Raw genomic sequence first — 7,108 nt, 5'->3', positions numbered from 1 at the left:
GCCGGATTTATATGGCCCAGTAGTAGCTCAGTTGGTTAGAGTGCCGGCCTGTCACGCCGGAGGTCGAGGGTTCGAGCCCCTTCTGGGTCGCCATATATTAGGGCCTTTAGCTCAGTTGGTTAGAGCAACCGGCTCATAACCGGTTGGTCCGGGGTTCGAGTCCCTGAAGGCCCACCAATTCAATATGGCGGCGTAGCTCAGATGGCCAGAGCATTCGGTTCATACCCGAAGTGTCAGGGGTTCGACTCCCTTCGCCGCCACCACTATATATGGCCCCTTGGTCAAGCGGTCAAGACACCACCCTTTCACGGTGGTAACAGGGGTTCGATTCCCCTAGGGGTCACCATTTTCGGGGTGTGGCGCAGATGGGAGCGCGCGTGGTTTGGGACCATGAGGTCGCAGGTTCAATCCCTGTCACCCCGACCATTTAAAATATATATCAGTTTATATCATGCGGGAGTGGCGGAATCGGCAGACGCACAGGACTTAAAATCCTGGGTCTGAATAAGGCGTATGGGTTCAAGTCCCATCTCCCGCACCATTTATATTTATGCCCAGATAGCTCAGTCGGTAGAGCAGGGGACTGAAAATCCCCGTGTCGCTGGTTCGATTCCGGCTCTGGGCACCACCAATCTTCACAATTTGTGAGGATTTTTTTATTTGCAGAAACTACATAACAGTGTTTTGGGTTGTTATACAAGGTTAGTTGTGTTATTATATGAAGAAAAATATAATACATATGAAAAGGAGACTAAATATGGAAAAAAAGATTTTAGCTGTAGTCAATGGTGTAGAAATAACAGAAGGACATCTTAATTATGCTGCATCAAGATTTCCAGCAGACAGACAAAGTTTTTTCAGAACAGATGAAGGTAGAAAGCAATTATTAGAACAGCTGGTAGCCTGGGAATTACTATATAACTTTGCTTCTGATAATAACTTTGAAGAGAGAGAAGATTATAAATTTCAACTTGAGGAAGCAAGAAAGGCTATTTTAACTCAAATGGCCATACAAGAAGCTATTAAGTCAATAAAGGTTGAAGAGAGTGAAGCAGAAAAATACTATAATGATAATAAAGAGTATTTTATGGATATGGAGCAGGTGAAGGCAAAGCATATACTTGTTGAAAGTGAAGAAAAAGCTAAACAAGTTATTGAGGTAATCAATAATGGTATGACTTTTGAAGAAACAGCTCAACTATTTTCATCATGTCCTTCTAAAGCACAGGGAGGAGATTTGGGTTATTTCTCAAGGGGGGTTATGGTTCCTGAATTTGAACAGGCTGCATTTGCGTTGGAAGTTGGAGTTATAAGTGCTCCTGTTAAAACTCAATTTGGATATCATATAATACTTGTTGAAGATAAAAAGGAAGCTTCAGTAAAACCATTTGATGAAGTTAAGGGAATGATAATAAATCAACTGACTCAAGAAAAGCAAAATAATGTTTATATGAATTTAATTGAGGAATTAAAGGGTAAATATGATATAGAATATAAATAAAAAGGAGCTGTGGCACAAGGGATTTTGTGCCACAGCTCTTTTTTAAGATTCCCAGTTAAACACATATGGTTTGTTTCTATAATAATCTCCATAATTTAAACCATAGCCTACAACGAATAGATCAGGTATTGTAAAGCATGCATATTCAGGTACTAATTCAACTTTTCTTCTTGATGGTTTATCTAGCAGTACACAACATTTAATACTTGCAGGATTAAATTTCTCAAGGTGCTCCTTTACAAATTTCATAGTTATTCCAGAGTCAACAATATCATCAACTATTAAAACGTCGTATCCCTCTATATAATCGGCAATGTCTTGAACAACCTTAACAACGCCTGTTGAAGTCTCACTGTGTCCATAGCTTGATGTTGCCATAAAACCAATTTTCACAGGAACATCGATTTGTCTAACCAGGTCTGCAGTAAAGATAAAGCTGCCTCTTAAAAGTGATAGAACATAAAGTTTCTTTCCTTCATAGTCCTTTGATATAGTTTTGCCTATTTCTGAAACCTTTGCAGCAATTTCTTCAGCAGAAATCAGTATATTTTCCTTCTTTCCTTCCATCATACTACCTCCATAATTTCCTTAAGTATTAAATCTAATATAAAATATATGATAAGTATTTGTCAAGGTATTGGAGAGGTTGGATATATATGTTGTTGAATTCAGGAAGTAATGTTAATATTATTATTGACCCACCTTTGAATGTTGATTTTTGTATGTTTAAATATTGCTGTCGATTAGGGAGGAATGAAGATGATAAGGGGCAATTTAGAAGGAATTAAAAAAATATATATTCAAACTCTTGAAGAATTATATGAGATGAATTGTGATAAAAATTATATTATTTCTAGAGAAATCTTAGATATTATATGTAGAATTTCAAACAACATCAACAAAGAGATATCTGTGTATATAAACAGGAGAGGAAAGGTTGTTGATATTGCAGTTGGAGACAGCAATACGGTAAGTCTTGAAGCCCTTACTGAAAAAAGAAATGAGTCAGGACTTTCAGGTATCAGGTGTATCCATACTCATCCAGGGGGAGATGCCAAGTTATCTCCTGTTGATGTTACAGCTCTGATTAGTTTAAAATTTGATTGTATGGTTGCTGTAAGTATTAATGAAAATGGTGCAAATGAGTTTTCACTTGGATATTTGAAGGCGGAAGAAGGTCGATTATTAGAAGAGGTATATTTTGCAGGACCATACAGTATTGAATCCATGTATGAAATAAATATTTTAAATCTTGTTCAAGAGATAGAGCGTGATGTTTATGATAGAATTCATCAGGTCTATAATGATGAAAATGAACGAGCTATATTAGTTTCAATGGCCAGCACCGATCTTTATACTCCGGAAGAATCTATAGATGAATTAGCTGAACTTGTGGAAACAGCAGGTGGAGAGGTTGTACATAAAATTATTCAGAAAAAATCAAAGATAGATCCGGCAACCTATATAGGTAGCGGTAAGGCAAACGAAATTTCACTTTTAAGACAAAGTGTTATGGCAAATACAGTTGTCTTTGATGATGAGCTAAGTGGTGCACAGGTAAGAAACTTAGAAGAAATTCTTGGCTGTAAAGTAATAGACAGAACAACTTTGATATTAGATATTTTTTGCTCAAAGAGCAAAATCAAGGGAAGGAAAAATTCAGGTAGAGCTTGCACAGCTAAAGTATAGGCTTCCTAGGCTTATAGGAATTGGCGGAAGTCTTTCAAGAACAGGTGGAGGTATTGGAACCAGAGGTCCTGGAGAAAAGAAGCTTGAAACTGACAAAAGACATATAAGGGAGAGAATTTATGATCTTCAGAGGGAACTTAATGACATAAAAAAAACCAGAAGTCTACAAAGAGAAAGAAGAAAGTCAAATGAAATTCCTGTTGTCTCCCTTGCTGGATATACAAATGCTGGTAAATCAACCTTGAGAAATAAACTATGTGAGCTTGCCGGAGTTGAAAAGGAGAAGGTTTTAGAAGCCAATATGTTATTTGCAACTTTGGATACAACAACAAGGCTTGTTACTTTGCCATCAGGTAAGGATGCACTGTTTTCTGATACAGTAGGTTTTATTAGAAAGCTACCCCATGATTTAATTGAAGCATTTAAATCAACACTTGAAGAGGTTGTTTATAGTGATCTAATTCTTCATGTTGTTGATGCATCAAATAAAAATGCAGTTGCTCAGATAGAAACTGTAAACGGCGTTTTAAGGGAAATCGGAGCAGAAGATAAAAAAGTTATTCTTGTTTTAAATAAGATTGATATGGCTGATGAAGATGGACTTTCAATTTTAAGAAGCAAATATGATAACACTATTGAAGTTTCTGCACTGAAAAACATCAATCTAGATATTCTATTAGAAATGGTAGAAAAAGAAATTTATAAAAATTTTATTTCAGCCTCTTTATTAATCCCATACAGCGAAGGAAAGGTAATTTCTTATCTTCATGAAAACAACTGTGTTGAAAAGGAAGATTATCGTGAAGATGGCATTTATGTAGAAATTAAAACAACGCCAGATATATTCGGCAGGGTTAGGGAATATGAAATACAGTAAAAAATGAGTTACATTTGAGGATGTTGCAAATTTAAAAAAATATGATATAATATAAGATGTTAGTGTTGCCGAATCGCCAAGTTGGTAAGGCACCTGGCTCTGGACCAGGTATTCGTGGGTTCGAGTCCTACTTCGGCAGCCAAATCTTATTATGATGCCGAGTCGCCAAGTCGGTAAGGCACCTGGCTCTGGACCAGGCATTCGTGGGTTCGAGTCCTACCTCGGCAGCCAAAAGATGGTATTTACCATCTTTTTTTTATCCAAGGATAAACCCATTAATAATTCTCCAGTTAATTAATGTCTAATTTCAGCAACTTTATTAAAGTCAAGAATTTTAAAGTAATCATTAAAATATATATATTAATATCATAATTTAGTTTTAATTGGCTTTTTTTAAAGTGATTTATTCAAAGTTTATATGAATGGAGGTTTGATTACATATATTTACTATGTTAAAATGGTACTAATTATTTAAGGAGGGGTTTAAATGAAAAGATTTAAAGGATTGATAATAACATTAGCAGTAATTGCTTTTTTAGGACTTTGGGTAGGAGGAACCTACAATAGTCTTGTGTCCTATAATGAAAAGGTAAATAATTCTTATGCGCAGATTCAAAATAATCTTCAAAGAAGGGCAGATTTGATTCCGAATCTTGTTGAAACTGTAAAGGGTTATGCAAAACATGAAAAGGAAGTACTTAATAATATAGCTGATGCAAGGGCGAAACTTGCTGGTGCAAAAAGTATACCAGAGCAGGCAGCAGCAAATGAACAGTTAAATGGTGCTCTTTCAAGACTACTTGTTGTAGTGGAGAATTATCCTAATTTAAAGGCTGACGCTAATTTCAGGCAACTTATGGATGAATTAGCTGGTACTGAAAATAGGATAGCTGTTGCAAGGAAGGACTATAACGATACTGTCAGAGCCTATAATGTAAAGATAAAGAAATTCCCAACAGTTATTTTTGCTAATATGTTTGGTTTTGAAGAAAAACCTTATTTTGAAGCATCTCAGGATGCACAAAAAACTCCTAAAGTAAACTTTTAAGGAGGGCAACTAAATGAAGTTAACAAAAAGGGTTTTTGCCCTTTTTCTAACCATTTCTATTCTAATGGTGACAAATGTGTTGGCCAAAGAGACAATTCCAAAACCTACGGAATACAAATATGTCAATGATTATGTTAACATCATTTCAGAAGAAGCAAAAAATAAAATTATTCAAATTGGAGATGAACTATATAAAAAGACTGGTGCAGAGATTACTGTAGCTGTTATTGAAACGACTGGTGATGCTACTATTGAGGAATATGCCAATGAATTGTTTAGAAGCTGGGGAATAGGTAATAAGGAAAAAAACAATGGTGTATTATTACTAGTTGCAGTTAAGGATAGAAAAATGAGAATTGAAGTTGGCTATGGTCTTGAGGGAGCATTGCCAGATGGTAAAACAGGAAGAATAAGAGATGAGTATATATTACCTTATTTTAAAGACAATGATTACTCCAGTGGAGTTTTAAATGGTTATGCTGTCTTGTGTAGAGAGGCAGCAAAGGAGTATAATGTCATTTTAGACTCTTTAAATACAGATATTGAAAAGCCACAAGGAAGAACTGATAACAATGTTAATGTAGATATACCACCTATACCAATAATACTACTGATTATAATACTTTTTCTTACTGATAGAATCTTGTTTAAAGGTGCAATATTGAGGACGATATTTATTTTATTGTTTAATGGCCGAGGCGGTCGAGGCGGTCGCGGAGGTTTTGGTGGAGGCGGATTTGGTGGTGGTTCATCTGGAGGCGGATTTGGTGGAGGTTCTTCAGGTGGTGGAGGATCATCAGGCAGTTGGTAGATTAGATAAATAACCTAAAGCACTATCAAAATATAGTTATCATATAAAATTTTGATAGTGCTTTTTAATTTATAATAAATAATCTAATAGCTACAAACATGCAGGCAAAATATATAACTGTTTGAGAAGCAATAATTATATATGTTAATATGGAGGTCATATTAAAAAAGTCCTGAAAATTGCAGTCAATACCTCCTGAAAAAATTTTTCTTATTAAATAAATTTGATTATCGTGTTTAACTAAAGAATTTCCAGTCATATATATTGTTTTTGGAATTCCAAGTATATCACAAATTGTAGGGGCAATGTCAGTTTGGCTTATTGTGTTTGTGTTATTTATCGGTGAGAAGGTATTGATTTCATTGCTTATTATACATATGGGTATCTGAAGACAATCAGGATTATCATCACCATGACCACCCTCATCTTTATGACCGTGATCAGAAACTAACATTAGGGTATAATTCATTTTTTCAATTAGGTACCAAAGATTTTTAATTTTATCATCTATTCTTTTTACTTCTTCTTTATATTCCTTTGAAATACCTCCGTATTTATGACCAAAGTTATCGATGGACATAGGATGTATTACCATAAAATCTGGCTGGTATTTTTCTATCATCTCCACACTCTTTTCAAAGGTAGTACCATCTCGTATTATATAAAAATAGCTGTAATCAATATCTAATGGATACAGCTCCTCTACCCAGAAATATCCACAAAATCCAGTTTTGAGCCTATTATTTTTTGATATTCTGAACAAATTTGGAATTAAAGATGGTATGTGTTTGTTGTTATTATCAATATTGTTGATTTTTGTTGAAGTTCCTGTTAAAATTCTTTCATACCCTGGTCTTGATGTTGAAGGAACCTCACATAAACCTTTGTAGATTACGGCTTTATCTGAGTTATACATATTATTTAAAAATGGCATTTTAACAGCTGCATCAAACCTTAAGCCATCCAGTATTATCAGGCACAGCTTTCTATCAGTTAAATGGGGCTGAGTCTGAAGCCCATATATACTGCTTTGAAAGAAATAAAAGTTATTATTGAATAGAAGTAAGTATAAAACAAATATTAATATCAGCTGCCGGTTTTTCATAAAATCATCTCCATTAATAATTTTTGCACAAAATAATAATTTATTAATAAAATGAAAGGCAATTGTGTAAGTTGAAG

At 34.8% G+C, this 7,108-nt stretch carries 5 protein-coding genes, 9 tRNA genes and 1 pseudogene; 13 read left to right on the top strand and 2 right to left on the bottom strand.

Going from position 1 to position 7,108, the window contains the following annotated elements:
* Positions 1 to 13: 13 nt before the first annotated feature.
* From Q428_RS10455 to Q428_RS10420, 8 genes are all read left to right on the top strand, one after another.
* A tRNA-Asp gene (locus Q428_RS10455) sits at positions 14 to 93 on the top strand.
* A gap of 7 nt (positions 94 to 100) precedes the next feature.
* Positions 101 to 177 (top strand) — tRNA-Ile (locus Q428_RS10450).
* A 9-nt stretch (positions 178 to 186) separates the two neighbouring features.
* Positions 187 to 263, top strand: a tRNA-Met gene (locus Q428_RS10445).
* Between the two features lie 8 nt (positions 264 to 271).
* A tRNA-Glu gene (locus tag Q428_RS10440) sits at positions 272 to 346 on the top strand.
* 4 nt (positions 347 to 350) lie between these two features.
* Positions 351 to 426, top strand: a tRNA-Pro gene (locus Q428_RS10435).
* Between the two features lie 27 nt (positions 427 to 453).
* Positions 454 to 541 (top strand) — tRNA-Leu (locus Q428_RS10430).
* Positions 542 to 552: 11 nt separating this feature from the next.
* Positions 553 to 628, top strand: a tRNA-Phe gene (locus tag Q428_RS10425).
* A gap of 129 nt (positions 629 to 757) precedes the next feature.
* Entirely contained in the window at positions 758 to 1,501 is a 744-nt protein-coding gene (locus Q428_RS10420) for a peptidylprolyl isomerase (protein ID WP_035380710.1), read from the top strand.
* Between the two features lie 42 nt (positions 1,502 to 1,543).
* On the opposite strand, the gene hpt is transcribed toward Q428_RS10420, so the two are convergent.
* Positions 1,544 to 2,068: a hypoxanthine phosphoribosyltransferase gene (hpt, locus tag Q428_RS10415; protein ID WP_035380708.1), complete on the bottom strand. Its 525-nt coding sequence runs from the start codon at positions 2,066 to 2,068 to the stop codon at positions 1,544 to 1,546.
* Between the two features lie 192 nt (positions 2,069 to 2,260).
* Here hpt and hflX point away from each other — a divergent pair.
* The 5 genes and pseudogenes from hflX (at position 2,261) to Q428_RS10390 (ending at position 5,926) form a co-directional block, all read left to right on the top strand.
* Positions 2,261 to 4,067 (top strand): annotated as a pseudogene (gene hflX, locus Q428_RS10410) (GTPase HflX).
* Between the two features lie 66 nt (positions 4,068 to 4,133).
* Positions 4,134 to 4,209 (top strand) — tRNA-Gln (locus Q428_RS10405).
* Between the two features lie 13 nt (positions 4,210 to 4,222).
* Positions 4,223 to 4,298: transfer RNA gene (locus Q428_RS10400), tRNA-Gln, on the top strand.
* 256 nt (positions 4,299 to 4,554) lie between these two features.
* The gene (locus tag Q428_RS10395) at positions 4,555 to 5,115 is read left to right on the top strand and encodes a LemA family protein (protein ID WP_035380706.1); all 561 of its coding nucleotides are present in this window, start codon (positions 4,555 to 4,557) and stop codon (positions 5,113 to 5,115) included.
* 13 nt (positions 5,116 to 5,128) lie between these two features.
* Positions 5,129 to 5,926 carry a TPM domain-containing protein gene (locus Q428_RS10390; RefSeq protein ID WP_035380704.1) on the top strand — a complete coding sequence of 266 codons (798 nt, stop codon included), beginning with the start codon at positions 5,129 to 5,131 and terminating at the stop codon, positions 5,924 to 5,926.
* A 64-nt stretch (positions 5,927 to 5,990) separates the two neighbouring features.
* Here the strand turns inward: Q428_RS10390 and Q428_RS10385 are convergent, their stop codons facing one another.
* The gene (locus Q428_RS10385) at positions 5,991 to 7,031 is read right to left on the bottom strand and encodes an alkaline phosphatase family protein (protein ID WP_035380702.1); all 1,041 of its coding nucleotides are present in this window, start codon (positions 7,029 to 7,031) and stop codon (positions 5,991 to 5,993) included.
* Between the last annotated feature and the right edge of the window lie 77 nt (positions 7,032 to 7,108).

The sequence above is a fragment of the Fervidicella metallireducens AeB genome (genome assembly GCF_000601455.1).
GTDB lineage: Bacteria > Bacillota > Clostridia > Clostridiales > Caloramatoraceae > Fervidicella > Fervidicella metallireducens.
Note: the sequence above shows the minus strand (reverse complement) of the source record. Positions and strands in the feature narration are given on the sequence as shown.